Annotated in this window: 18 protein-coding genes; 14 read left to right on the forward strand and 4 right to left on the reverse strand. The window is 43.6% G+C overall.

All coding sequences use genetic code 11. The features are described from left to right. Nucleotides 1-58 precede the first annotated feature (58 nt). Complete coding sequence (locus tag Q1W14_RS13880; protein ID WP_300702360.1) at nt 59-2,122, reverse strand: acetate--CoA ligase family protein; 2,064 nt, start codon at nt 2,120-2,122, stop codon at nt 59-61. Between the two features lie 246 nt (nt 2,123-2,368). Here Q1W14_RS13880 and Q1W14_RS13885 point away from each other — a divergent pair, with 246 nt between their 5' ends. From Q1W14_RS13885 to Q1W14_RS13920, 8 genes are all read left to right on the forward strand, one after another. Continuing rightward, nucleotides 2,369-4,765: a TonB-dependent receptor gene (locus tag Q1W14_RS13885; protein ID WP_300702362.1), complete on the forward strand. Its 2,397-nt coding sequence runs from the start codon at nt 2,369-2,371 to the stop codon at nt 4,763-4,765. Nucleotides 4,766-5,110: 345 nt separating this feature from the next. Next, entirely contained in the window at nt 5,111-6,163 is a 1,053-nt protein-coding gene (locus Q1W14_RS13890; RefSeq protein WP_300702364.1) for a histidine kinase, read from the forward strand. Further along, complete coding sequence (locus tag Q1W14_RS13895; protein WP_300702366.1) at nt 6,160-7,245, forward strand: histidine kinase; 1,086 nt, start codon at nt 6,160-6,162, stop codon at nt 7,243-7,245. Before Q1W14_RS13890 ends, Q1W14_RS13895 begins: the two co-directional genes overlap by 4 nt. Continuing rightward, a complete protein-coding gene (locus tag Q1W14_RS13900) occupies nt 7,242-7,958 on the forward strand; it encodes a LytTR family DNA-binding domain-containing protein (RefSeq protein ID WP_300702368.1) in 717 nt (238 codons plus the stop codon). Before Q1W14_RS13895 ends, Q1W14_RS13900 begins: the two co-directional genes overlap by 4 nt. 83 nt (nt 7,959-8,041) lie before the next feature. Continuing rightward, on the forward strand, nt 8,042-9,790 hold the full coding sequence (locus tag Q1W14_RS13905; RefSeq protein WP_300702370.1) for a tetratricopeptide repeat protein: 1,749 nt from the start codon (nt 8,042-8,044) through the stop codon (nt 9,788-9,790). A 133-nt stretch (nt 9,791-9,923) separates the two neighbouring features. Continuing rightward, nucleotides 9,924-10,277 (forward strand): DUF3244 domain-containing protein, encoded by a 354-nt coding sequence (locus Q1W14_RS13910; RefSeq protein WP_300702373.1) that lies wholly within the window; start codon nt 9,924-9,926, stop codon nt 10,275-10,277. A 267-nt stretch (nt 10,278-10,544) separates the two neighbouring features. Then, nucleotides 10,545-10,985 (forward strand): hypothetical protein, encoded by a 441-nt coding sequence (locus tag Q1W14_RS13915; protein ID WP_300702376.1) that lies wholly within the window; start codon nt 10,545-10,547, stop codon nt 10,983-10,985. 95 nt (nt 10,986-11,080) lie between these two features. Next, complete coding sequence (locus Q1W14_RS13920) at nt 11,081-12,277, forward strand: PLP-dependent aminotransferase family protein (protein WP_300702378.1); 1,197 nt, start codon at nt 11,081-11,083, stop codon at nt 12,275-12,277. On the opposite strand, the gene Q1W14_RS13925 is transcribed toward Q1W14_RS13920, so the two are convergent. Continuing rightward, nucleotides 12,269-13,687 carry a PLP-dependent aminotransferase family protein gene (locus Q1W14_RS13925; RefSeq protein WP_300702380.1) on the reverse strand — a complete coding sequence of 473 codons (1,419 nt, stop codon included), beginning with the start codon at nt 13,685-13,687 and terminating at the stop codon, nt 12,269-12,271. The genes Q1W14_RS13920 and Q1W14_RS13925 overlap by 9 nt on opposite strands. 168 nt (nt 13,688-13,855) lie before the next feature. On the opposite strand from Q1W14_RS13925, the gene metG reads away from it, so the two are divergent. The 5 genes from metG (at nt 13,856) to Q1W14_RS13950 (ending at nt 20,894) form a co-directional block, all read left to right on the forward strand. Further along, nucleotides 13,856-15,898 carry a methionine--tRNA ligase gene (metG, locus tag Q1W14_RS13930; protein WP_300702382.1) on the forward strand — a complete coding sequence of 681 codons (2,043 nt, stop codon included), beginning with the start codon at nt 13,856-13,858 and terminating at the stop codon, nt 15,896-15,898. Nucleotides 15,899-16,027: 129 nt separating this feature from the next. After that, nucleotides 16,028-17,473 (forward strand): lipopolysaccharide biosynthesis protein, encoded by a 1,446-nt coding sequence (locus Q1W14_RS13935; protein WP_300702468.1) that lies wholly within the window; start codon nt 16,028-16,030, stop codon nt 17,471-17,473. After that, complete coding sequence (locus Q1W14_RS13940; RefSeq protein ID WP_300702384.1) at nt 17,470-18,663, forward strand: glycosyltransferase; 1,194 nt, start codon at nt 17,470-17,472, stop codon at nt 18,661-18,663. Before Q1W14_RS13935 ends, Q1W14_RS13940 begins: the two co-directional genes overlap by 4 nt. 6 nt (nt 18,664-18,669) lie before the next feature. Continuing rightward, nucleotides 18,670-19,683: a glycosyltransferase gene (locus Q1W14_RS13945; RefSeq protein ID WP_300702385.1), complete on the forward strand. Its 1,014-nt coding sequence runs from the start codon at nt 18,670-18,672 to the stop codon at nt 19,681-19,683. A gap of 8 nt (nt 19,684-19,691) precedes the next feature. Beyond that, a complete protein-coding gene (locus Q1W14_RS13950) occupies nt 19,692-20,894 on the forward strand; it encodes a glycosyltransferase family 4 protein (RefSeq protein ID WP_300702387.1) in 1,203 nt (400 codons plus the stop codon). 152 nt (nt 20,895-21,046) lie between these two features. On the opposite strand, the gene wecB is transcribed toward Q1W14_RS13950, so the two are convergent. Both wecB and wecC read right to left on the reverse strand, forming a co-directional pair. Beyond that, nucleotides 21,047-22,177 carry a non-hydrolyzing UDP-N-acetylglucosamine 2-epimerase gene (gene wecB, locus Q1W14_RS13955; RefSeq protein ID WP_300702390.1) on the reverse strand — a complete coding sequence of 377 codons (1,131 nt, stop codon included), beginning with the start codon at nt 22,175-22,177 and terminating at the stop codon, nt 21,047-21,049. A gap of 51 nt (nt 22,178-22,228) precedes the next feature. Further along, a complete protein-coding gene (gene wecC, locus Q1W14_RS13960) occupies nt 22,229-23,431 on the reverse strand; it encodes a UDP-N-acetyl-D-mannosamine dehydrogenase (RefSeq protein WP_300702393.1) in 1,203 nt (400 codons plus the stop codon). 141 nt (nt 23,432-23,572) lie between these two features. Here wecC and Q1W14_RS13965 point away from each other — a divergent pair, with 141 nt between their 5' ends. Beyond that, nucleotides 23,573-24,835: a glycosyltransferase gene (locus Q1W14_RS13965; RefSeq protein ID WP_300702396.1), complete on the forward strand. Its 1,263-nt coding sequence runs from the start codon at nt 23,573-23,575 to the stop codon at nt 24,833-24,835. Nucleotides 24,836-24,837: the final 2 nt, after the last annotated feature.

Raw genomic sequence — 24,837 nt, forward strand, 5'->3', positions numbered from 1 at the left:
TAAAATGCACGTAAAAAAGGAATACTGCATACATAGTATTCCTTTCTTTGTAAAAAAGCTAACTTTTTTCTATTCTGATGCGGGCATCTACCGCTATAACATATTTCTCAGTGGCAAGCAACGGATTAATATCCATTTCTTTTATCTCGGTGGCAAAGCGCAACAAGGTAGATAACCTCACTATTATCTCGGCAAATTTATCTTCATTTACTCCCTTCTGACCGCGTGTACCCTTAATGATCTTGTAAGCACGCAACGAATGAATCATAGAATAAGCTTCTTCGTACGATAAGGGAGCCATACCGGAAGATACATCTTTCAACACTTCCACGAAAATGCCTCCCAAACCACAAAGCACCACATGACCGAATTTCTCTTCATACTTTGCACCAACAAACAGTTCCGTTCCCTTTAGCATAGGTTGTATCATTATGGCACGCGCCTCAGGTATCTGCATCATTCGGTCGAACTCGAATGCCAGATGCTGCTCACCTTTAATATTCAATACCACGCCACCCACATCCGATTTGTGTACAGGGCCTACCACCTTTGCTACCACCGGGAAACCGGCACGACGAGCGAAAGCAAGTACTTCCTCTTTACCTGCCGATACAAACTCCTCTACCACCGGTATTCCGGCTGAGTGAAGCAATGCTTGAACATAATGTGGTTCGATATATCCATCCTCGGGTATGGAATCAATAATCTTGCGGATACGAGGTACGTCCACTCCGAAGAGTGCTATCTCGTTATTGGCAGGTTTCGGCGCATTCACTATCCGGGATAGAGCAGTGCCTAATGTTACTTCATCCGAGAAGTTCACATGACCTTTTGCCAGGAAAGCGGCCACTTCGGCTCCCGCCGTATTGATGGAAGGAAGAATCGGAAAGATTGGTTTCTTGCAATTCTGCATCTTCTCGTGCATCACATCGTACATTTCGAACATGGTTACCAATCCCGGAGTACCGAAGATAGCCATTACAGCATCAATGTTGTCGAGTTTCTCTTCGCAATATTCCAGGCAGATACGCAGATGTTCGGGTGTACCTGTAGCTAGAATGTCTATTGGATTTCCCACGGATGCACCGGGGAATAGTTTGCTTTTTAGTTCTTCGGCAAGAGGGCCTTCCAATTTGGGAACATTCAGTCCGCCCTTGCTCAAAGCATCCGTTAGCATTACGCCGGGGCCTCCGGCATGGGTGATAATGGCAAAGTTCTTGCCTCGCAGTTCAGGTAGAGTGAAGATACACCCTACAGTCGTCAGTTCCTCGCGAGAATAGCAACGGATAATACCTGCCTTACGGAACAAAGCCTCTACTGCCGAATCACTGCTGGCAATAGCTCCTGTATGTGAAGAAGCTGCCCGGCTACCGCTCTCGCTGCTACCGGCTTTGATGGCTGCAATCTTGCACCCTTTCTTTATGAGCGAAGAGGCATGAAACAACAGGCGGTCGGGGTTACTGATACTCTCTATATACAGTAGCTTTATCTTAGAATCTGTTTCCGGATTGAAATGTTCGTCCATATATTGCAGTACATCTTCCACACCGATTTGCTTGGCATTGCCCACAGACCAGACAGAGTTGAATTGCAACCCTTTCGTTACTGCACTCTCCAAGATAAATACGGCTGTTGCACCCGAGCTGGATATCAAGTCCACGCCTTGCGGATGCAAGTTCGGAATAGGTTGGCTGAAGACACTATGGTGCCAGGTATTCATCAAACCGATACAATTGGGGCCTATCAAAGAAGCACCATACTTATTTACCGTATCCAAAATCCGGTTTTCCAGCATGGCTCCTTCATGGGTCTCTTCGCCAAAGCCGGCAGACAGTATGATAAAAGCTCTCACCTGCTTTTCCGAAGCCAATAATTCCACCGTATCCGGACAAAGATTTGCCGGAATAGCAAGGATGGCAAGGTCTGTATCAGGAATATCCTTCACATCGGCAAAAGCCGCTACGCCTTGTACTTCTGTTTCTTTAGGATTGACTGCACGAAGTTCTCCGGCGTATTTCCCATTGATCAAATTCTTCAGAATAGCACCTCCCGGCTTGTGTACATTATTAGAGGCTCCCACCACCACGATACTGGCAGGCTGTAGCAATTGGCTTGTTATCATTGTCTTTCCATGTTAAGTTTATGAACAATGTACAAATATACATTTTCTATACGTAATAACAATCGAGGAAGGATTTTTCTTTGCAGGTGTAGCAATTATGGTAGCATTTGTAACCACAGTCCCATAAAGCGGTCATAGATTATAACCATTATTTGATATACAAACCAGCCTCTTTGGTCTACAAAATCAGTAACCTCTTCCCTTTACATCTATTTTTGTCCACGATTAAAACACTAAAAGTAGAATATGAACAATAAAACAAAGACCCCATTCGCAGGTATCAAGCCAATTTCGATGCAAGGAAGAATAGAAATACTCTTGCTAATTCTCAGTATCTGCCTGCCCATCTCTGCCCAACAACTCACCCAAAACATCAGAGGTATCGTAACAGACCAAGCATCGGGTGCTCCCGTAGCCTACGCCACCATCCAACTAGAAGATGCACCGGACAAGGGAGCCGTTACAGATAGTCTGGGAAACTTCCTACTGACCGGCATCCCCGTAGGGCGGCACAATGTGAAAGCCACCTACATAGGCTACACCCCGAGTATCATCCGTGAGATACTGGTATCTTCTGCCAAAGAAGTATTTCTGAATATCGCGATGAGCGAAAATGCGCAGATATTGAAAGAAGTCGTCGTGCGTCCGCAAGTCAATAAGGAGCAACCGATGAACAGTATGGCTCTGTCCGGCGCACGCATGTTCAGCGTAGAAGAGGCGTCACGCTATGCCGGAGGGTTGGACGACCCTGCCCGACTGGCAAGTTCCTTTGCCGGAATCGCCTCAGGCGTATCGCAGAACGGCATCTCCATACATGGCAATGCCCCACATCTACTGCAATGGCGACTAGAAGACGTAGAGATTCCCAATCCCAACCATTTTGCAGACATTGCCACCTTGGGCGGCGGAATACTATCTTCGCTAAGCAACCATGTGCTAGGCAATTCGGACTTCTTTACCGGCGCCTTCCCCGCAGAATACAGCAATGCCGTATCGGGCGTGTTCGACATGAAGTTGCGCAACGGAAATAGCCGGAAGATGGAGAATACCTTCCAGGTAGGAATCCTGGGAATCGACGTAGCATCGGAAGGGCCACTCAGCAAGAAGCACAACTCCTCGTATATCGTCAACTACCGCTACTCCGCCACAGGGCTGTTGACCAACACCGGCATTGTGGACTTGGGCGGTACCTTCGACTATCAAGACCTCAACTTCAAACTGAACTTCCCAACGCGTAAAGCAGGAACTTTCACCATCTGGGGCACTAGCCTGATAGACAAGTACAGCAGCGACTGGGAAGAGAAATCTCCCGAAGACTGGGAATACCAAAACGACCACTCGCAATCGGACATGAAGCAATATATGGCGGCAGGAGGGCTCAGCCACCGCTACTTCTTCAACGACCGGGCTTTCTTGAAGACCACACTGGCAGTGACTTACTTCAAGAGCACGGCGGACATGAAGATATACGACACTGATTTCACTTCCACGCCCTACTTGGACATGTACCGTGAAAATACAAACTTGGTATTTACCACTGCCTACAACCACAAGTTCAGTTCGCGGTTTACCAATAAGACGGGCTTCACCTACACACAGATGTACTACGACATGAAAATGAGCCTTGTACCTTATATTGCCCAACCCATGAACCTTATCTCCATGGGAGATGGCAACACAGGACTCTTTTCCGCCTATACCAGCAATTTCATCGACATCAGCAACCGCCTGAGCCTCAGCTTAGGACTCAGTACCCAGAACCTGACACTGAACAACCAGTGGACTTCGGAACCCCGTGCCGGACTGAGATGGCAAACCAACGAACGCCTTTCCCTTTCCGCCGCCTACGGTCTACACAGCCGCATGGAGAAGATGGACGTATACTACACTCGCACCGCACAGACGGGAGACCAACTGGTAAATCGTAACCTAGACTTCAGCAAAGCCCACCACTTCATGCTCACCTTCGACTACCGGCTATCCAACGACTTGAAACTCGTGATAGAGCCTTACTATCAACAACTCTTCGACATCCCCGTACGCCCCGGCGACTCCTATTCCGTGCTCAACCGGACGGACTTCTACATCGAAGACGCCTTAGTAAACCGGGGACGGGGACGCAACATCGGCATCGACCTTACATTGGAGAAGTATCTCAGCCACGGCTACTACTATCTGTTCACCGGCTCTCTCTTCAACTCCCGTTACTGCGGCGGCGACGGCGTGTGGCACGATAGCCGTTTCAACCGCCATTACATCCTCAACCTGCTGGGCGGCAAGGAATGGATGTTGGGACAAAGCAAGCAGAACATCCTCAGCATCAACGCCAAAATCACCCTGCAAGGAGGCGACCGTTATGCCCCGATAGACTTGGAAGCCACAATGGCACATCCCGACAAAGAAGTGCAATACGACGAAACTCGTGCCTACAGCCTGCAATACTCGCCTATGCTACTGACAAACCTCTCCGTCAGTTACAAGATAAACAAGAAACGGTGCACGCACGAGTTTGCCGTGAAGTTGGTGAACCTGACGGGTTGCCAAGAACACTACGGTCACGAAATGAACTTAAAAACCGGAAAGATAGACGAAGTAAAGCAGATGACTGCCCTACCGAATATCTACTATAAAATAGAGTTTTAAATGATTATTGTTGTACTTTTGGCTTCGGATTAAGACATCTGACGGATGCGGATAAGAGAAAGACAAAGAGTGAGCGCCTCAAACATTACGACTGAGTCTGCCTCCCTATAGGACTGAGCCCCTCACACTTTAGGACTGAATGGTAAAAAGATCCGGGTCTTTTATCTAAAAACATCCCCATCTTTTACTCCAAAACATCCGGATCTTTTGGGGTAAAACATCCGGGTCTTTTTGAAAATTACATCCGGATGTTCAGCCCTCTCACTCCTAAGGTGTGAGGAGCTCAATCCTAAGGTGTAAGCAGCTAAGTCCCTATGAGTAATCCCTTGAAAACATAGATTGAACATGAATCGTACCAATGATATAAATAATTCGTCCCTGCTGCACAAGCTCCTGATAGCTCCGGAGTACAGAGTATACAGGCATCTGTTACTTTTATCCGTCATAGCCATCATATCGCTGAACCAAGCCTTTATGACCTTCCTCGACGGACTGGACATCCTGGGTAACAGAATCTATCTGCAAGCCGGACTGATATTTGCCAGCTACATCCTAGTAGGCTATTTCAACTTCTTCGTCATGCTGCCACGCTATTTGCTGAAAAGGCAGTATACACGATACATTGTTCTGCTGGCAGTATCCATCTTCTTGCTGGTCATCTTCCAGACTGGAGAGGAGTATTGTGTATTAACGCATTTACAAATCGTCAATAACTCATACAATTTTCCCAATATCTACATCAGCATGCTCTCAGCCTTCGCCTTGATACTGCTCTCACTTTCCGGTCCCGCCATGACCATACTTTTGAAATACTGGCTAACGGAGAATGAGAAGATGGGCGAATTGGAAAAGCGGCACATACAGTCGGAAGTAGAGCAACTGAAAGAACAAGTAAGTCCGCACCTCCTCTTCGGCACGCTGAACCATGCGGGCGTACTGGCGATACAACACCCTTCGGAAGCCTCCGCCATGCTGCTACGCCTTAGCCAACTGCTGCGCTACCAACTGTATGACTGCAACCGGGAGCAGGTGTTGCTAAGCGCCGAGATAAAGTTTCTGAACAGCTATTTGATGTTGGAGCAAAGTCGCTCGGATACTTTCAGTTTCACCATTCATCAAGACAAAGAGACGGCTTATACGCTGGTTGCCCCCTTACTGTTTATCTCCTTTGTGCAGGCGGCAGTCCGCAAGATATATGAACAGAACAGCCGTACTGCCTTGGAACTGGACTTCAGTACCTCCACCGGTAGTGTCACTTTCAGTTTCAGCAGCACTCCGGCGCCCTTATTCATTGACATCAATTATTCCAAAATCAATCAACGGCTCAACCTGCTTTATCCGGGACGTCACTCCCTACGCATCTCCGACTGCCGCATCATCTTAAATATGGAATTATGAAACTAGCCCAAATCCATACCGACGGGAATACCGTGCCCGACCTCTTCATCAGTCCACGGTTTAGAGTCCTCAGGCACATCCTGCTACAACTCATGCTGATGATACTTAGCATCAACATCGCTCTGAACGGGGAAGGTCAACTATACCCAAATCCGCAGCCGGAAGATCTCATCTCCTGGATCAGTCACTTCCTGCTTATCAACAGCACCATCTACTTCAACCTCTATCTGCTGGCTCCACGCTATCTGGAGAAAGGAAAGTACAAAAAGTATTTCACAGGCATCGCACTGACCACCGTATTTATCCTGACGGGAGTATTTCTGCTGAAAGGTCTCATATTCAAAAGTTCCGCAGTCGAGGAATTAGTACGCCCGGCTCTCATACTTCTGAATCTCTGTTCGTCCACCCTTGCCATTATTCTGATGCTTGCCGGGACATCCACCTTCTTGCTGCTGCGTCACTGGATAGGCTACAACCAGCGCATCAGCGAACTGGAATCCACCACCCTGCAATCGGAACTCAAGCAACTGAAACGTCAAATCAACCCGCACTTCCTGTTCAATATGCTGAACAATGCCAGCATGTTACTCAAGAAAAATCCCGAAGAAGCCTCACAACTTCTCTTCAAACTGGAAGACATGTTGCGCTACCAAATCAACGACAGTTCGCAAGACCGGGTATCGCTAAGTTCGGATATTCATTTTTTAAACGACTTCCTCAATCTGGAGAAAATCCGCCGTGACAAGTTTGAGTGTAGCATTGCCAAAGAAGGTTGTATAGAACATGTTTCACTTCCTCCACTTCTCTTCATCCCATTCGTAGAGAATGCCGTGAAGCACAACTCCGACAGCGAACATGGCTCGTATGTACATCTTTCTTTCAAGGTGTGGGGAAACGAACTGTTCTTCGAGTGCGTCAACTCCAACCCCCAACAGTCTACAGACAACCGCAAGCAGCAAGTCGGTGGCTTGGGACTGAAGAACATCACCCGTCGACTCGAACTGCTCTATCCAGACAGACATACCCTGGAAACGGAAAAGAATGAAAACTGTTATAAAGTCAAATTACACCTTATATTATGAATTGTATTATCGTAGACGACGAACCGCTGGCACGTGAAGCCATCGAGTTCCTGGTAAAAGAGATCTCTTACCTCAACCTCACAGGCACCTTCAACAACGCCGCAGCAGCCGCCCGCTTCATGGAAACGGAAACGGTCGATTTAATATTTCTGGATATACAGATGCCCGGCATTACAGGGATAGAGCTTGCCAAAACCATCTCCCGACGTACGCTTATCATCTTCACCACCGCCTATTCAGAGTATGCGCTGGATAGCTACGAAGTGGATGCCATTGACTACCTCATCAAACCCGTATCCCCGGAACGTTTCTGCAAAGCAACGGACAAAGCACTTTCTTATCACTCCCTGCTGCTACAAGAAGAGAAAGAAAACATCGAGCCTGCCGCTGATGAATACTTCTTCGTGAAATCAGAGCGGAAATACTTTAAAGTCAACTTTGAGGATATACTCTTTGTGGAGGGTTTGAAGGATTACGTCATCCTACAATTGGAAGAACAACGCATCATCACCCGCATGAACCTGAAAGCGATGTACGAGTTATTACCCAAAAGCATTTTCCTGCGCGTAAATAAATCATATATCGTAAACACCACTCGCATCGAGGCATTCGATAATAATGATATTTTCATTAGGACACATGAGATAGCCATCGGCAACGGTTACCGTGACAGTTTCTTTGAAGAATTTGTCACGCGTAAACGAAAAGTGTAGTTTCCTCTGCTTTTCCAAGACAACAGATATAAGATTAAAGTATTTTATGTACATTTGCCAGTGTTTGAGAAAACACTATATTCATGAAAGCAGCATTTCAAATATCACTGTATGTCATTTTTCTATCAATTTGCGTATGCTCTTGCCAGCACAAACCCTATCCACGGAGCATGCAAATTGCCGATTCAATCGTCGATACAGCACCCGACAGTGCAGTAGCACTATTAGCACAACTAAAAGACAGCATTCTTTCAGAACCTAAATCTACCTGTATGTATTACAAATTGCTTTCCATCAAAGCAAAAGATAAAGCATACATTCCGCATACATCAGATAGTCTTATCTTGCAAGTAATTCATTACTATGAGCAAAGAGAAGATCACAAGCATCTGCCGGAAGCCTATTATTATGCCGGACGTACCTACAGAGATTTAGGAGATGCACCCCAAGCTCTGGATTACTTTCAGAAGGCGGTCGATAAAATAGGAAAAGGAAATGATTATAAACTTTACAGCAGAATGTATAGTCAGATGGGTACTTTGTATATGTATCAAGATATGTACGAAGAAGCATTGAAAGCATCTAAAAAAGCGAACTATTATGATATTCTAGCAAGAGATAGTACTGCAATCATATTCAATTTACGGAATATCGGACTTTCATTTACTGGTATTAATAATGCAGATAGCGCTCTATTCTATTACAGCAAAGCCCATGAACAAGCTAAATTAATAGGTAACCAAGACTTGATGGACATGCTAAAAATAGACTTAGCGAGTCTTTACAAACAATTAAAAAGATACGACTCTGCCAAAATAGAATTGCAGCAGCTATTCAACCCTGGTAAGAAGATACGTCAAAGTACTATTTACACTATTTATGCAGATTTATTATACCAAATGCAGAATTTAGACTCAGCATCCTATTATTATAATCAACTTCTAGAAATTGGCACTGTCTATGCCAAAAAAGTTGCTCACTGGAAACTTGCAAAAATCAGTCAAAGTCACAATAATAATAGGATGCTAATGGAACATATACAAAAATACATGGATTATACCGATTCTATCCAAAAGAAAACAGATACAGAGACCATTTACAAAATGCAATCGCTATATAATTATCAGTTACGTGAAAAGGAAAATAGTAAACTTAGGATTCATAATGCTCAACAGCAATTATATATTACCTACACCATATTCGGCGTAATTATTGTAATTGCATTCATAACAATCTACATACAATACAGCTCACGCAAAAAACATCAATTGAATGAACAACTAAACAAACTAAAGAAAATTCAGGAGGAACAATATCTCAAAAGTACAAAGTTCATTGAAGCCAATAAAATACAAATGCAAAAACTAGAAGATAAGTTGCAAAACAGTACAATTGAAAATAGTACTTTACTAGCCTTACTTCAAATTCAAAAAGAGCAAATCATGCAAATGAATTGCAAAATTGAAACCGACCGTAAAGAACAAGAAATAGCAGAAATAGCATTTAAACAATCCAGTATTTATAACCGTTTCCATAAAGCAATCAATGATGCTAAAATCAAACTTACAAGTGAAGACTGGAATGCTTTACAAAGCCAGATTGACAATTGCTACAAAGATTTCACCACTCGTTTAAGGGCACTATACCCTATTAGTGAAATAGAACTTCAAATCTGCCTATTACTAAAAGCCAACATAACGACCACCGGAATAGCACAATTAACAGGTCGCTCTAAATCTGCTATCGTATCTGCCCGTAAGAAACTATATGAGAAAATACATAATCAATCAGGGAAAGCAGAAGAATGGGATGCCTTCATCGCTACTTTCTAATTTGTAGAATCATATATTTCTTGTTGTAAATACTATTATAAGATTAAAAACCGCACAAAAACCGCACACGTTTGATTGCTGAAATAACAAAATCTAAGCTAATTTTGTGACTGTAACTTTAAAAAATAAAGCCATGAAACATTTCATTTTTGCATGTGTCGTTTTCTTATTTGCTTTTCAGCCTTTAGCACAAGCTATAGACATCAAATTTCTTCCGGAAGAAGCAACCGAAGACCTGCGTTCTATTTCTATAGAACCTACTGCTACTCTTGATGGAAGCGTCATTAGCATTTCTGCCCCTGTTACATTACGTAATGTAAGTGTCGTTGTGAAAGACATGACTGGTAATGCGATTTATTCCGAGACAACCGTCATTTCTGCCAAACAGTATCATTCATTTGTACTGGATAACGTAGAAGATGGAGACTATATACTTGAAGTAACCTTTGGAGACAAATACTTCTATGGGTATTTCACACTACAGTAATACGATTACCTAAATCATCCTTCTATAAAGGAGGTATAATAGCAAGTACATCAAGCTGTATACTACCATTATGCTTCCTTTCCAAAAATCTACATAGATATTTTATATCTGCTATGATTATAAAGAAGCATTCTTGACCATTAGTCATGCTTCTCCCATATTGTAAACCGTATAAAATCATATACGGTATTTCTCTTTATTTTCTCTGCAAAGCATCTTACCCTCAACAAGTATTAAAGTAGAATTAACCTAACTTACAATAGCAAAATGAATAATATTTTCTATAAACTTCGTACAATCGTTGATAAGATTCCCAAAATCATTCTTATAACGTTCTTATTAGGTGTAATAGTACTCATACCTTTTCCTGAAACCATAACAGGAGAAGTTACATTAGCTAATTTTGAAAATCAAGACGCATGCGTTATCGGAGAACTACCATACCAATATATCACCAAACTGAAAGAAGGAACTTGTGTTAAGATAGAACTCGATGGGTTCAGCGTAAAAGAAGAGGGAAAACACATCGGATACATCACTCATATAAATAGAGAAACTAAAGAAACTTCAGAAGGAACATTTTTCACATATACCATCTTATTAATCAACAATCCTTTTATGTTTAAAGGGATGAAAGGAAGAGCATCAATCTTTCTATGCCAAAAGAATCTCTTAACAAGGGCTGTTGAGTTACTCTATATCCCGTAATCTGTATCCATTAATATAAATAAAATTATATCTGTTTCCGCTTTCTTATTTTGCTTTACTTTGCAACATCTTAATTTTCAAACAGATTTAACGATATGGAATTGAATTTTGCAAAGAGGATGTCTTATATCAAGGCTTCAGAAATTAGAGAGATACTTAAAGTCACAGAACAAGAAGATGTTATTTCGTTCGCAGGCGGCCTACCGGCACCTGAGCTTTTCCCGATAGAAGAGATTAATGAAATAAACCAAATAGTATTGAAGGAGGCAGGTACAAAAGCACTCCAATATACTACCACAGAAGGTTATGCTCCTTTAAGGGAATGGATTTCCAAACGAATGAACGAACGTCTAGGAACATCTTTCGATAAAGATAATATTCTGATAACTCATGGTTCGCAGCAAGGATTAGACCTGTCCGGCAAAGTCTTTTTGGACGAGGGAGATATTGTATTATGTGAAAGTCCTACCTATCTAGCTGCAATCAGTGCTTTTAAGGCATACGGTTGTAGCTTTATTGAAATTCCTACTGATAAATACGGTATGAATATGGATATCCTGGAAGATGTTTTACGTAAAACAAAAAACATAAAACTAATATATGTAATTCCGACTTTCCAGAATCCTACAGGAAAGACATGGAATTTGGAAAGACGTAAAAGACTGGCTGAATTGTCAGCACAATATGGTGTTGCAGTTGTAGAAGATAACCCTTATGGTGAATTAAGGTTTGAAGGAGAGGCTTTACCCTCTATAAAATCGTTCGATATGGTTGGCAACATCTTGTGTACCGGTAGTTTTTCTAAAATATTCTGTCCCGGTTTCCGAATAGGGTGGATTGCAGGAGATAAAGACATTATCCGTAAATATGTATTAGTGAAACAGGGAACCGATTTACAATGCAATACCATTGCGCAAATAACCATTGCCGAATACCTAAAAAGATACGATATCGATAAGCATATACAGAAAATAGTCGAAGTATACAGAAGACGCAGAGATATAGCCGTAAGATGTATAGAATGTTACTTCCCAAACAATATAAAGTTCACTCACCCCGAAGGTGGATTATTTACCTGGATAGAACTTCCTGAAGGAATTTCAGCACGTGAGATACTAGAAAAGTGTCTTGAGAAAAAGATTGCATTCGTACCGGGAGGTTCTTTTTTCCCGAATAAGAATAAGGAAAATACATTCAGAATAAACTATTCCAATATGCCGGAAGATAGAATAGAGAAAGGTCTTCAAATTCTTGGAGAAGTAGTAAAGGGGTATATCAGCCAATCAGAATGATTCTTTGATAATTGTTCCCAATAACCTCAAGCGTTCTTCAATAAAAGGAGTCCAGCGTTGTCCATAACTTAAACGCATACAGTTTTTATACTGGTCTTGCAAAGTGAACATACGTCCGGGAGCAATACTTATGTTTTGTTGCATAGCTTTATAATATAGTTTTGTAGTATCTATTTTTTTATCTAATTCCACCCAAAGCATAAATCCACCTTGCGGAGTTATGATTTTTGTTTCTTCAGGGAAATAGTTCGTAATGGATTGTGTAAAGTGGAGACTATTGGTATGCAACTCATGGCGTAATTTGCGTAAGTGGTTCTCATATCTATCATTCTCCATAAAATTGGCAACGGCCTCCTGATTCAGGGCTGGCGTTGAGATCAGGTGAATATTCTTTTGACGAATAACAGCATCCTTAAATTTACCGGGGGCAATCCAGCCTACCCGGTAACCGGGTGCCAATGTCTTGGATACAGCGCCACACCATAGTACAAGTCCACTCTTATCAAATGCTTTACATGGCTTAGGACGCGAACTTCCAAAGAAGACATCACCATACAAGTCGTCTTCGATCAGAGGGATATTATACTCCGCCAACATATCTACGATCCTCTTTTTATGTTCGTCCGGCATACAACTTCCCATAGGATTACTGAAATTGCTGATAAGTAAACAGACATTTATTTGTGGCAGTACTTTTTTCAATGCATCGGGATCAACTCCTGTAGCAGGATTTGTAGGCAGTTCTAATACCCGGAGTCCTAAACTGTTTGCCAACTGCAATATTCCGAAATAGACCGGACTTTCCACCGCAATCGTATCTCCTTTTTTAGTGGTTACAGATAAAGCCAAAGCAATCGCATTAGTAACTCCGGCAGTTGTTACAATATCATCTTCCGTCAAATTGCCATTCCAACAATATGTAAACCGGGCGATGTCTTTCCTAAGCCGAAGGTTGCCTTGTGTTTCATCATATCGGGTCCCATTTCCCGGAAGTGATCTCATTGCCCTGATAAGTTCTTTATTAAGCTTTGCAATAGGTAACAGAACATCTTCAGGCATTCCTAACGAGAAACGGGTGATAGATTTATCACCAATCTCTAACGAACTATATACCTCGGCTATCAAGTCTGCCACTTCCTCAACTTCAAACTTCACAGCGGGTTGTGTAGTGACGGGAGCAGACAAACGCGTGGGTCTATAACTCACGATATACCCCGATTTGGGACGTGAAACAATGAATCCATCTTTCTCTAATTCGTAGTATGCCTGAATTGCAGTATTCAAGCTTACCCCATTTTCATTACTGATGGTACGTAGAGAAGGTAGTTTCTCTCCTATCTTCCATACTCCTCTTTTTATCTGCCAGGCAATGGTTTGCGCTATTCTCTGATATAAGGCATCTTTTTCCATACTCATTCATTCTGTTACCGGCAAATATAGATAAATAACATCTGTGTCTACCCTATTTTCTTAAGTTATTTCCGGAATAGGAGATTCATAAAACTGATTATTTAGCAGAAAATAGCTATCTTTGCGCCCTGTAAAAGCGTTCATAACAAAAGAGATACATATAACACAATGGAAAAGAAATTCAAACGTACCACCGTGACCTCGGCTCTGCCATACGCAAACGGGCCTGTACATATCGGACACCTCGCCGGTGTCTATGTTCCTGCAGATATCTATGTTCGTTACCTCAGATTGAAAAAGGAGGATGTAGTCTTTATCGGAGGCTCCGATGAACACGGAGTGCCCATCACTATCCGTGCCAAGAAAGAGGGTGTCACTCCTCAGGATATAGTAGATCGTTATCATTCTCTTATCAAGAAATCTTTCGAGAACTTCGGCATTTCATTTGATATATATAGCCGGACTACTTCAAAGACTCACCATGATACAGCTTCTGACTTCTTCCGTAAACTGTACGACAAAGGCGATTTTATTGAAAAGACCAGCATGCAATATTATGACGAGGAAGCCAAAACTTTCCTTGCCGACCGCTACATCACAGGTGAATGCCCCCACTGCCATGCAGAAGGTGCATACGGCGACCAATGCGAGAAATGCGGTACCAGCCTCAGCCCTACAGACCTTATTAATCCGAAGAGTGCCATCAGCGGAAGTGAACCCGTAATGCGCGAAACCAAGCATTGGTACTTACCTCTGGACAAGCACGAAGAATGGTTACGCCAATGGATTCTGGAAGATCATAAAGAATGGCGTCCAAACGTATATGGTCAATGCAAAAGTTGGCTCGACATGGGCTTGCAGCCACGTGCCGTTAGCCGTGACCTGGATTGGGGTATCCCTGTTCCGGTAGAAGGTGCCGAAGGGAAAGTGCTCTATGTATGGTTTGACGCTCCTATCGGTTATATAAGCAATACCAAAGAACTGCTGCCCGACTCTTGGGAAACTTGGTGGAAAGATCCTGAGACACGCCTTGTTCACTTTATCGGTAAGGACAATATCGTATTCCATTGTATCGTATTCCCTGCTATGTTGAAGGCTGAAGGTAGTTATATTCTGCCGGACAATGTACCAAGCAATGAGTTCCTGAACCTGGAGGGAGACAAAATCTCCACTTCACGCAACTGGGCAGTTTGGCTGCACGAGTATCTGGAAGATTTCCCCGGCAAGCAGGATGTACTTCGCTATGTACTTACAGCCAATGCTCCGGAAACTAAAGACAATGACTTCACTTGGAAAGACTTCCAAGCTCGCAATAATAACGAATTGGTAGCCGTTTATGGTAACTTCGTAAACCGTGCGTTGCAACTCACCAAGAAGTACTTCGACGGGTGCGTGCCCGCACAAGGTAATTTGACTGATTACGACCGCGAAACTTTGAAAGAGTTTGCTGATGTAAAGGCAGAAGTGGAGAAGTTACTTGATGTATTCAAGTTCCGCGATGCCCAGAAAGAGGCAATGAACCTTGCCCGCATCGGTAACAAATATCTGGCTGATACCGAACCGTGGAAGATTGCCAAGACCGACATGGATCGTGTTGCCACTATCTTAAACATCTCGTTACAGTTGGTTGCCAACCTTGCCATTGCTTTCGAACCGTTCCTACCGTTCAGCAGTGAGAAACTTCGCAAGATGTTGAACATGAACAGTTTTGATTGGGCAGAACTGGGTCATACCGATTTGCTTCCTACCGGACACCAATTGGGTACTCCCGAACTGCTGTTCGAGAAGTTGGAAGACGACGTTATCCAAGCACAAGTAGATAAATTATTGGCAACAAAGAAAGCCAATGAAGCCGCCAACTACAAAGCAAATCCTATCAAGCCAGTTATCTCTTTCGACGATTTTGAGAAGCTGGATATCCGTGTAGGTACTGTAGTAGAATGCGAAGCAGTGCCCAAGATGAAGAAGCTATTGAAATTCAAAATCGCCGACGGACTGGAGAATCGTACCATCGTAAGTGGTATCGCTGAACACTACAAACCGGAAGAACTGGTAGGCAAACAAGTACTGTTCATCGCCAACCTTGCTCCACGTCAATTCAAGAATGGACTGGTAAGCGAAGGCATGATACTTTCTGCTGAGAATTATGACGGTTCGCTGGCTGTAACTTCTTTGTTGAAGGAAGTGAAGCCGGGAAGTGAAGTAAAGTAAGAATTAGGATTATACATATTCAAGAAGGTGTGTCAAAACAGGAAAGTAACTTAAATTCCCCTCCTCCCGGGAGGAGGAGAAATGAGATAGTACTGCATTATGGCACACCTTCTTGTATTAAAGAATAACATGGGCGAATCATCACTAAAAGAGAAAACAGCCAAAGGACTATTCTTAGGTGGCTTCAGCAATGGCATACAACAGTTGTTGAACCTAGGTTTTGGTATAGTCCTTGGTCGTTTATTGAGTGATTCGGACTACGGTATGGTAGGAATGCTTGCCGTTTTCTCAGCCATTGCTTCCGCATTACAAGAAGGTGGTTTTGTTTCCGCACTTACCAACAAAGAACGGGCTTCCCATAAAGACTACAACGCTGTATTCTGGTTCAGCACGCTTTGCAGCATAACCATCTATATCCTGCTATTCTTTGCCGCACCCTTAATTGCGGACTTTTATAAGACGCCCGAACTAATTCCCCTGGCCCGCTTTTCATTCTTGGGATTCGTTATCTCCAGCTTGAATATTGCACCGAGGGCTTATCTCTTCAAGAACTTAAAAGTCAAGGAAACGACTATTATCTCTATTTCCAGCCTCACAGTGTCAGGTATTGTAGGTATCACATTAGCAGCCAATGGATTTGCTTACTGGGGCATAGCCACACAAACCATTTCGTACGTTCTGGCAATGACGATACTTACTTTCTACTTCTCCCGTTGGAGACCTAGCTTCCTTATTGATTTCTCACCAATCAGGGAGATGATAGGATTCAGCAGCAAACTGATTATCACAAGCATCTTTCATATCATTAATACGAATTTATTCTCTGTTTTACTGGGTAAGTTCTATTCAGAACGGGAAGTGGGTAACTTTACCCAAGCCAACAAATGGAACGGAATGGGTCATACACTCATTACAGGCATGATTAACGGTATTGCACAGCCTGTCTTTACAAGTGTAGCCAACGACAGAGCACGCCAATTGGTCATATTCAGAAAACTACTCAGGTTCACGGCTTTTATCTCTTTCCCCGCAATGCTGGGGTTAAGCCTCGTTTCAAAGGAACTTATAGTAATCACTATCACAGAAAAGTGGTTGCCAAGTGCCTATATCTTGCAATTATTATGCATTTGGGGAGCATTCATTCCTATTATCAATCTTTTCTCTAATCTGATTATCAGCCGGGGGTATTCCTCAATTTACATGTGGAATACAATTGGTCTGAGCATAGTGCAAATCATAGCTGTATGTGCCATGTTCCCCTTTGGATTGGAGTGGATGCTACGCATTTTCGTACTAATCAATATCAGTTGGCTGTTTGTTTGGTTTGTATTTGTAAAAAGAGAGATCGGATTGACGCTGCGTGATATGCTGAAAGACATTTCACCCTATCTATTATTGTCGGTCGTACTGGTTTTAGGTACACACTATGCTACACGTTCCATTGAGAACCTTTATCTGAGTATGGCTGTAAAAGTAATCATTGTAGCCGGTTTGTATGTACTGACCTTATGGAAGTTACATTCCGTGATTTTGCAGGAAAGTATTGAATTCCTCCTAAAGAAAATAAAGAAATGAATATCCTCATCCAGCAAACCAAAGCATTCCCCCACCGTGCCAACAGCTTCTATTGGTTTTATTACCAGCTGACGGAATGGCTAACCAACCATGGCATAAAGAGTGAGCTTTTCTTCTGCTATCTGGAAGTAGATGACAGTGGATTTGATAATGGTTTGCTCTTACCAGACCGATATCCCCAATTCTATACTCCACGAAATATAGAGGCTGTATGCAAGTACATTAAGGATAAGCATATAGACGTCATTCTGGACTATTCGCACGTTATCACCGGAGACACCAAGAAGTACTATCAGGAAATCAGACGCAGGAATCCTGCGCTGAAAATCTTCACCATGATACACAACTGCCCCAGCCACACTACACAGTTGCAAAAATACAAACTATCCCTCCTCAGGTTCAAAGATGTGCACGGAGCCAAGCAACTCTTTCAATGGATGTTACCGGGGCTGTATATTGGGTTGCTCAAAAAGGTAGTTGCCCGGCAAAACCGTTCGGCATACGATACGCTGGACGAAGTTGTACTGTTATCTCCGTCTTACATCCCGGAGTTCAGAAGATTGATAAAGATAAAAGATGCAGATAGACTGTCGGCTATACCAAATTCTATACGTCCGGTAGAAAGCCATATACCCATAGAACAAAAGAACCGGGAAATCATCTTCGTAGGAAGAATGGAACACGAAAAGGCACTCCCCAAACTACTGAAGGTATGGGAAATGATTCAAAACAGATTGCCCGACTGGCAGCTGACACTTTTAGGAGATGGCTCTCAAACTGAAGCTATTCGGAAAATCATCAGCCAAAAGAAGCTGCAACGCGTAAATGTAATGGGACATCAAATGGCTATACCTTATATAGACAGGGCAAGAATCATTTGTCTGACCTCAGTCATCGAAGGGCTGCCCACTGTTTTTGTGGAAGCCATGTCACTTGGCGTAGTACCCGTAGGATTCGCATCTTTCAATGCCATTTATGATATGATTGATGACGGGAAGAACGGGTTTATCATACCCGAAGATCATTATGAAGAATATGCGGAAGTGATTCTCAGGCTAGCGGAAGACGACCAATTGCGCTGCCGCATAGCCACTCAAGCCCAATCTCAAAGAGAACAGTACGACATAGAACATATAGGTCCGCTTTGGATGAATGTATTCAAGAAACACGGACTCGTCAAACATGAATAGGAGAATATGAAAGTAACTGTCTATCCTCACTCTATCAATCGAGGTGATATACGTACCAACCCGTACATCAGCGATTTCATCCTTGCCTTGAAGCAGAACGGGGTAAGCATCGCCAATCCGCCACATAAGAATCCGTTGTTCAGCCTACTTCCAATGAAGACGGATAGTGACGCGTATATATTTCATTGGCTGGAGAATGTTCCCGATTACAAATACGGGCTATTACAAACAATCGCTGCCATTTGGCTCATAGCAAGGATAAAGCTAAAGCATAAGAAGTTAGTGTGGTTCCTGCACAACAAGCAACCGCACCTTGTCAAGCATAAATATTTGAAAGACCTATTAATAGGCTTATTACTGCGCAAAGCCGACTTTATTGTAACACATGCCACAGAAGGCATAGAAACCGTAAAGAAGCTATATCCGGCAGCCGTTTCACGTGTCATCTTTCTCCATCATCCTACCAAGAACAGGCTAGCGGACGATAATCTTACTCCCCCTCCTCCTGAAACAGACTTACTAATATGGGGAAACATTTCACGCTATAAAGGTGTGCCCGAGTTTATCCGGTTTGCCACAGAGAAGCAACTTCCTCTGCAAACTAAAATTATCGGTAAATGCAGTTCAAGCGACTTGTTCGAAGAACTGACTCCATATACCGGCAAACGTATTGTACTCGAAAACCGAAGCATCACCTTCAACGAACTAAAGAAGGAGATACAAACCTCCCGCTTCGTCTTGATACCTTATGCCGCAGAATCCATCCTGAGTTCAGGCATCCTGATGGACTCATTATCTTTCGGTGCCAAGGTGATAGGTCCCAATGTGGGTTCTTTCCGCGATTATGCCGGAGAGGAGTTGCTCAAAGTTTACACCTTCAACACATTCGAAGACATACTTGCCATTGTCCGTAATGAGTGCGAACCTATTAATATAGAGAATTACCGGAGCTTCCTCAACAATCACAGTTGGGAGAATTTCATGCAGCAGTTCTGCCAATTACTAACCACTAATCACTAATCACTATCATGAAAGTCCTTTTTACATTCGGTGGAATACCACACTACCTCAACGCTATGCTGAACAAGCTGCATGCGAAAGGAATAGAGATTACAGTTATTACCCCACAGAAAGGCAACGCCACCATCGGTAAAGGCGTAAAGATGGTGGAAGGTGGTACTTACAAGCACCTCACCACTCCTGAGAAAAAGATGTTCTATGGGAAAACCGCTTACCCCGCTTTGCCTGAGATTGTACTCCAAGAAAAGCCTGATATAGTAGTGATGGGATGGCCTTATTTCCTACAAGTATTTTTCCAACCTCGGCTGAGGAAGGCAATGAAGAAATGTGGCTCACGTCTGGTAATTCGTGAGATACCTTTTCAGACGCCCCCTTACGGAAGAATAAAGGAATATTTCCGTGAAAATCCCATGTATGACGAAAGCATGCGCTTAATGAGTCAGGGCAAAGCTTTCTACCTCCGCCAATGGCTGACGGCATTCGTTCGTAAGTATTGCTATGCCCGGGTGGCGGGTACACTCAACTATTCCACTGCCGCTTATGATATTATCCCCTCTTACGGAGTAGATAAAAAACAGATACATGTCACTTACAACTCTACAGACACCGAAGCTCTACTTGCCGAGAAAGAATCTGTATTGGCTTCCGAGCCACTGCTGCCAAAGTCAGAGAGACGATTGCTACACATCGGTCGCTTGGTAAAATGGAAACGGGTGGACCTGCTTATCGACGCCTTCGCCCATATAGTAAAAAGTTATCCTGATGCCGAACTACTGATTGTAGGCGATGGCCCTGAACTGGATAATCTGAAACGGCAGACAACCAATCTACATCTCGCAGATTACGTCCGTTTCACTGGTGCCGTATACGACCCGAAAACACTGGGAGCCTATATGAACGAATCTACAGTGTATGCACTGGCAGGTATGGGAGGACTTTCCATCAATGATGCCATGACATACGGTCTTCCTGTTCTTTGTTCGGTTTGCGATAGTACGGAACGGGATCTAGTTATAGATGGCAAGAATGGCTATTTCTTCCGTGAAGGTGACGTGGAAAGCTTAGCAGAAAAGATAGATCAACTGTTTGCCTCCCCCGACCGTTGCCGGGAGATGGGACAAGAGTCGGAAAAGATAATCCGTAAAAAGATAAATATAGATACGGTAAGCGAAAGATACCTGAAGGCTTTCAAAGAGATTATGAACTCATAAATGAGTTATTACGGTTTTAGAAAGGAGTGGTAAGGTGGTAAGGTGATAGGGTGATAAAGTAGCTGCGCTATATATCGCAAAGTGTTATCCCGATATCACTTTATCACTCTACCACCCTATCACATTTTGCTCATAACCCTTCTGAAATGTAGTTACTTTCTCAGCGCCGCCATTATTCTTTCGCAAGCCTGCCCATCTCCATACGGATTATGAGTTTCGGACATCTGCTGATATACTTCTTTATCACGCAATAGTTCCGTCACATTCTTCACGATGGCATCGGCATCTGTACCAACCAATTTCACGGTACCCGCTTCTACAGCTTCGGGGCGTTCGGTGGTGTTTCTCATTACTAAAACAGGCTTTCCCAATGAGGGAGCTTCTTCCTGCACACCGCCACTATCCGTCAGCAGTAACACAGAATGCTGCATGGCATAGATAAACGGCAGATAATCCAACGGAGAAATAAGAAACACATTCTCAAGACCGGAAAGAAGTTCGTAAACGGGCTTCTGCACATTAGGATTAAGATGCACCGGATAGACAATATCCATATCAGGATGGGAAGAGGCGATTTCCTTAATTGCCCGGCAGATATGCAGGAATCCTTCACCAAAATTCTCACGGCGATGCCCGGTTACCAATATGTAGGGGCGATTGCCAACCGTATACCCTTTTGTACGAAGTTCTTCATGCAATTGTTCTTTCACGCCCGGCTTATGAGCAATGATATCGACAGCCATCAGCAGAGCATCAATAACCGTATTGCCGGTTACGGATATTTTGTCATCCTCAATATTCTCATGCAAGAGGTTCTGGCGTGACTTATCCGTGGGAGCGAAGTAATACGTACAGATCCGGTCGGTTACCTGACGGTTCATTTCCTCGGGCCAAGGCGAAAGCATATCGTATGTACGCAATCCGGCTTCGACGTGCCCTACGGGTATTTGCTGGTAGAAAGCAGCAAGAGAGGCTGCCATCGAAGTGGTAGTATCGCCATGTACCAATACTACGTCAGGTTGAAAGTCCTTCAGGACATCGCGCAAACCTAGCAGTACTTTGGAAGTGATATCATACAAGTCCTGATTGGGCGCCATGATATTAAGGTCGTATTCGGGCGTTATCTCAAATACTTCCAGCACCTGATCCAGCATTTGGCGATGCTGGGCGGTGACGCATACTTTGGTTTCAAAATGAGCCGAATCCTTTTGCAAGGCTTTCACTAGCGGAGCCATCTTGATAGCTTCGGGACGGGTTCCGAAAACGAGTAATATCTTTTTCATTTACGATGGACGATTTACGATGGACGATTGGAATTACTTTGGAATTGGCTGCTACTTGCGTACTCCGCAGAAGTCGAGCTCCAGCTTTTCTTCCTTGCGAGGCAGTTCTACGAACGGGGTATGGCGTACAAGCCAAACGATAATATCAGCTTTCTGATAAGCTTCCTTATAATCTGTTATATGGAAGCTGGGGTGTGAAGTGATATTAGGCTCTACTATCAGTACATCAGCACGGCTTTCGCTGACTATTCGAGAAGCAATATACTTGGCGGGAGATTCACGAAGGTCGTCGATATTCGGCTTGAAAGCAAGACCCATACAAGCTACTATCGGCTCACGCTCGTACTTCTCGACAAAACGTTGGCAAGATTCCAATACTTTGTTGGCACACCAATCGGCTTTATAGTCGTTCGTTTCACGGGCACGCTTGATGAGTTGCGCCTGTTCGGGATAATCGGATACAATGAACCAAGGGTCTACGGCAATGCAATGGCCGCCTACTCCGCAACCGGGTTGCAGGATATTGACACGAGGATGTTTGTTGGCAAGTTCTATCAACTCCCATACATTGATACCGGCTTTATCACAAATCATGGAGAGCTCGTTGGCAAAAGCAATCTGAGAATCACGGCTGGAGTTCTCCGTCAACTTACACATCTCGGCGGTACGGGCATTCGTGCGATGCAGTTTACCTTGAACGAAAGCAGAGTAGAATTCAATCGCCTTATCGGTAGATGCGGGATTGATACCACCGATTACACGGTCGTTGTGCACCAGTTCGTAGAGGGTATTGCCCGGCAGTACACGTTCGGGACAATAAGCAATGTATATTTGGTCTTTCAACTCAGGGCGCTGCTGGAAGATAAGTTCGGCCATACGCTCGGTTGTGAATACCGGAGAAGTGGATTCTATCACAAACAAATCTCCCGGCTTCAGGCAAGGGATTACGGCACGGGTAGCCGATTCTACGTATGTGATGTCTGCGCGATGGTTTTGTTTGAAGGGTGTGGGCACTACCACGAAGAAAGCGTCTGCCGGTTCAGGTCGGGTCACGGCACGTAGATGACCGCTTTGTACTGCCTCTTTGACAATCTTATCCAAGTCCGGTTCTACAATATGCACTTTACCTTGATTGACGGTTTCTACCACCGATGGATTTACATCCACACCCACCACTTCGAAACCATGATGAGCAGCGACCGCTGCCGTAGGCAGGCCTATGTAGCCCAAACCTATAAATACAACCTTCTTCATTATATATATGTGATTCTAAGTTGCCGCAAAAGTACAAATAATATGTGACTTTGTACCGTTTATCGGCGAAAACCACTACTTTTGCATCAAGTAATTGGCCCCTGATTGTCAAATCTAAATTCTCAATTATCAATTTACCAGATGAGAGTACTACTGATAAATACCTCCGAACAGACTGGCGGAGCCGCCATTGCTGCCAGGCGCCTGATGGAATCACTCCATGCAGCAGGAACAGATGCCCGAATGTTAGTTCTGCACAAAGAGAGCAATTCATCCCAAGTACTATCGGTAGGAAGAAATTGGCAAAAGAAATACACTTTTCTATGGGAACGACTGGTTATCTGGACTAATAATCTTTTCAGTAGGAAAAACCTGTTTACAGTATCTATAGCCAATACCGGCTTTAATATCACGAAACTGCCGGCATTTCAGGAGGCCGACATCATTCATCTGCATTGGATAAATCAGGGAATGCTCTCTATCGACAATATCCGCGAAATCTTCCAATCGGGGAAAACCATCGTCTGGACCATGCACGACATGTGGGAATGTACAGCTATCTGCCATCATTCATACACTTGCGAGCTTTTTAAAAGCGAATGCAGGAACTGCCCATTCCTACGCTTTCCTAGCAGAAATGATTTAGCACACCGGGTATTCAAGAAGAAACACAAACTTTTCCAAGATGCCTGCATACACATAGTTACAGTCAGCACATGGCTTTCGGAACAAGTCCGGCAAAGCGCCTTGCTCAAAGAGAAAAGCATTTCTGTGATACCCAACACGCTCTCGGATACAGATTTCCTGATGATGGACAAGAAAGAATCCCGAAAAGATTTATCTCTTCCCAACAAACGGCTCATCGCATTTGGTGCTGCTCGTATTGACGATCCTATCAAAGGCTTCGACCATCTGCTACAGTCCATTCAACTATTGATCGATCGGAAAGTCTTTCTAAAAGAAGAACTGCACCTGCTTTTATTCGGCAAAATCAAGCAAGCAGATAAGGTTCTTGCTTCTATTCCCGTCAGCTATACCTATTTCGGGAGAACAGGAAGCACAAAAAAGCTTTCACAAATATATTCGGCGGCAGATATTACTGTTTCCGCCTCTTTTTATGAAACATTCGGGCAGATCTTAATCGAAGCGCAAGCCTGCGGATGCATACCTGTATCATTCGGGAACAGTGGACAAACGGACATTATACAGCACCAAAAGAATGGTTATTTAGCAGATTACTTATCTGTTGAAAGTTTAGCCGAAGGCATTGAATGGGGACTGATAAAAGGGCAAAGTGACCTCTCTAAAGAAGAGTTGCGAAACGATGTATTCAGGAGGTATTCTGGCCGTGTGGTTGCTAATCAATACCTTAGCCTCTATCAAAAGCTAAAAAAGAAAGAGTAACA

It is taken from the genome of Bacteroides sp. (assembly GCF_030151085.1).
In the GTDB taxonomy this organism is placed as follows: domain Bacteria; phylum Bacteroidota; class Bacteroidia; order Bacteroidales; family Bacteroidaceae; genus Bacteroides.

What these genes read in the sequence shown, in the direction of transcription:
- Q1W14_RS13965 (WP_300702396.1), top strand. Translation starts at nt 23,573, where the DNA reads ATGAGAGTACTACTGATAAATACCTCCGAACAGACTGGCGGAGCCGCC.
- Q1W14_RS13895 (WP_300702366.1), top strand. Translation starts at nt 6,160, where the DNA reads ATGAAACTAGCCCAAATCCATACCGACGGGAATACCGTGCCCGACCTC.
- wecC (WP_300702393.1), bottom strand. Translation starts at nt 23,431, where the DNA reads ATGAAGAAGGTTGTATTTATAGGTTTGGGCTACATAGGCCTGCCTACG.
- Q1W14_RS13935 (WP_300702468.1), top strand. Translation starts at nt 16,028, where the DNA reads ATGGGCGAATCATCACTAAAAGAGAAAACAGCCAAAGGACTATTCTTA.
- Q1W14_RS13945 (WP_300702385.1), top strand. Translation starts at nt 18,670, where the DNA reads ATGAAAGTAACTGTCTATCCTCACTCTATCAATCGAGGTGATATACGT.
- metG (WP_300702382.1), top strand. Translation starts at nt 13,856, where the DNA reads ATGGAAAAGAAATTCAAACGTACCACCGTGACCTCGGCTCTGCCATAC.
- Q1W14_RS13885 (WP_300702362.1), top strand. Translation starts at nt 2,369, where the DNA reads ATGAACAATAAAACAAAGACCCCATTCGCAGGTATCAAGCCAATTTCG.
- Q1W14_RS13950 (WP_300702387.1), top strand. Translation starts at nt 19,692, where the DNA reads ATGAAAGTCCTTTTTACATTCGGTGGAATACCACACTACCTCAACGCT.
- wecB (WP_300702390.1), bottom strand. Translation starts at nt 22,177, where the DNA reads ATGAAAAAGATATTACTCGTTTTCGGAACCCGTCCCGAAGCTATCAAG.
- Q1W14_RS13915 (WP_300702376.1), top strand. Translation starts at nt 10,545, where the DNA reads ATGAATAATATTTTCTATAAACTTCGTACAATCGTTGATAAGATTCCC.
- Q1W14_RS13890 (WP_300702364.1), top strand. Translation starts at nt 5,111, where the DNA reads ATGAATCGTACCAATGATATAAATAATTCGTCCCTGCTGCACAAGCTC.
- Q1W14_RS13905 (WP_300702370.1), top strand. Translation starts at nt 8,042, where the DNA reads ATGAAAGCAGCATTTCAAATATCACTGTATGTCATTTTTCTATCAATT.
- Q1W14_RS13925 (WP_300702380.1), bottom strand. Translation starts at nt 13,687, where the DNA reads ATGGAAAAAGATGCCTTATATCAGAGAATAGCGCAAACCATTGCCTGG.
- Q1W14_RS13910 (WP_300702373.1), top strand. Translation starts at nt 9,924, where the DNA reads ATGAAACATTTCATTTTTGCATGTGTCGTTTTCTTATTTGCTTTTCAG.
- Q1W14_RS13900 (WP_300702368.1), top strand. Translation starts at nt 7,242, where the DNA reads ATGAATTGTATTATCGTAGACGACGAACCGCTGGCACGTGAAGCCATC.
- Q1W14_RS13920 (WP_300702378.1), top strand. Translation starts at nt 11,081, where the DNA reads ATGGAATTGAATTTTGCAAAGAGGATGTCTTATATCAAGGCTTCAGAA.
- Q1W14_RS13940 (WP_300702384.1), top strand. Translation starts at nt 17,470, where the DNA reads ATGAATATCCTCATCCAGCAAACCAAAGCATTCCCCCACCGTGCCAAC.
- Q1W14_RS13880 (WP_300702360.1), bottom strand. Translation starts at nt 2,122, where the DNA reads ATGATAACAAGCCAATTGCTACAGCCTGCCAGTATCGTGGTGGTGGGA.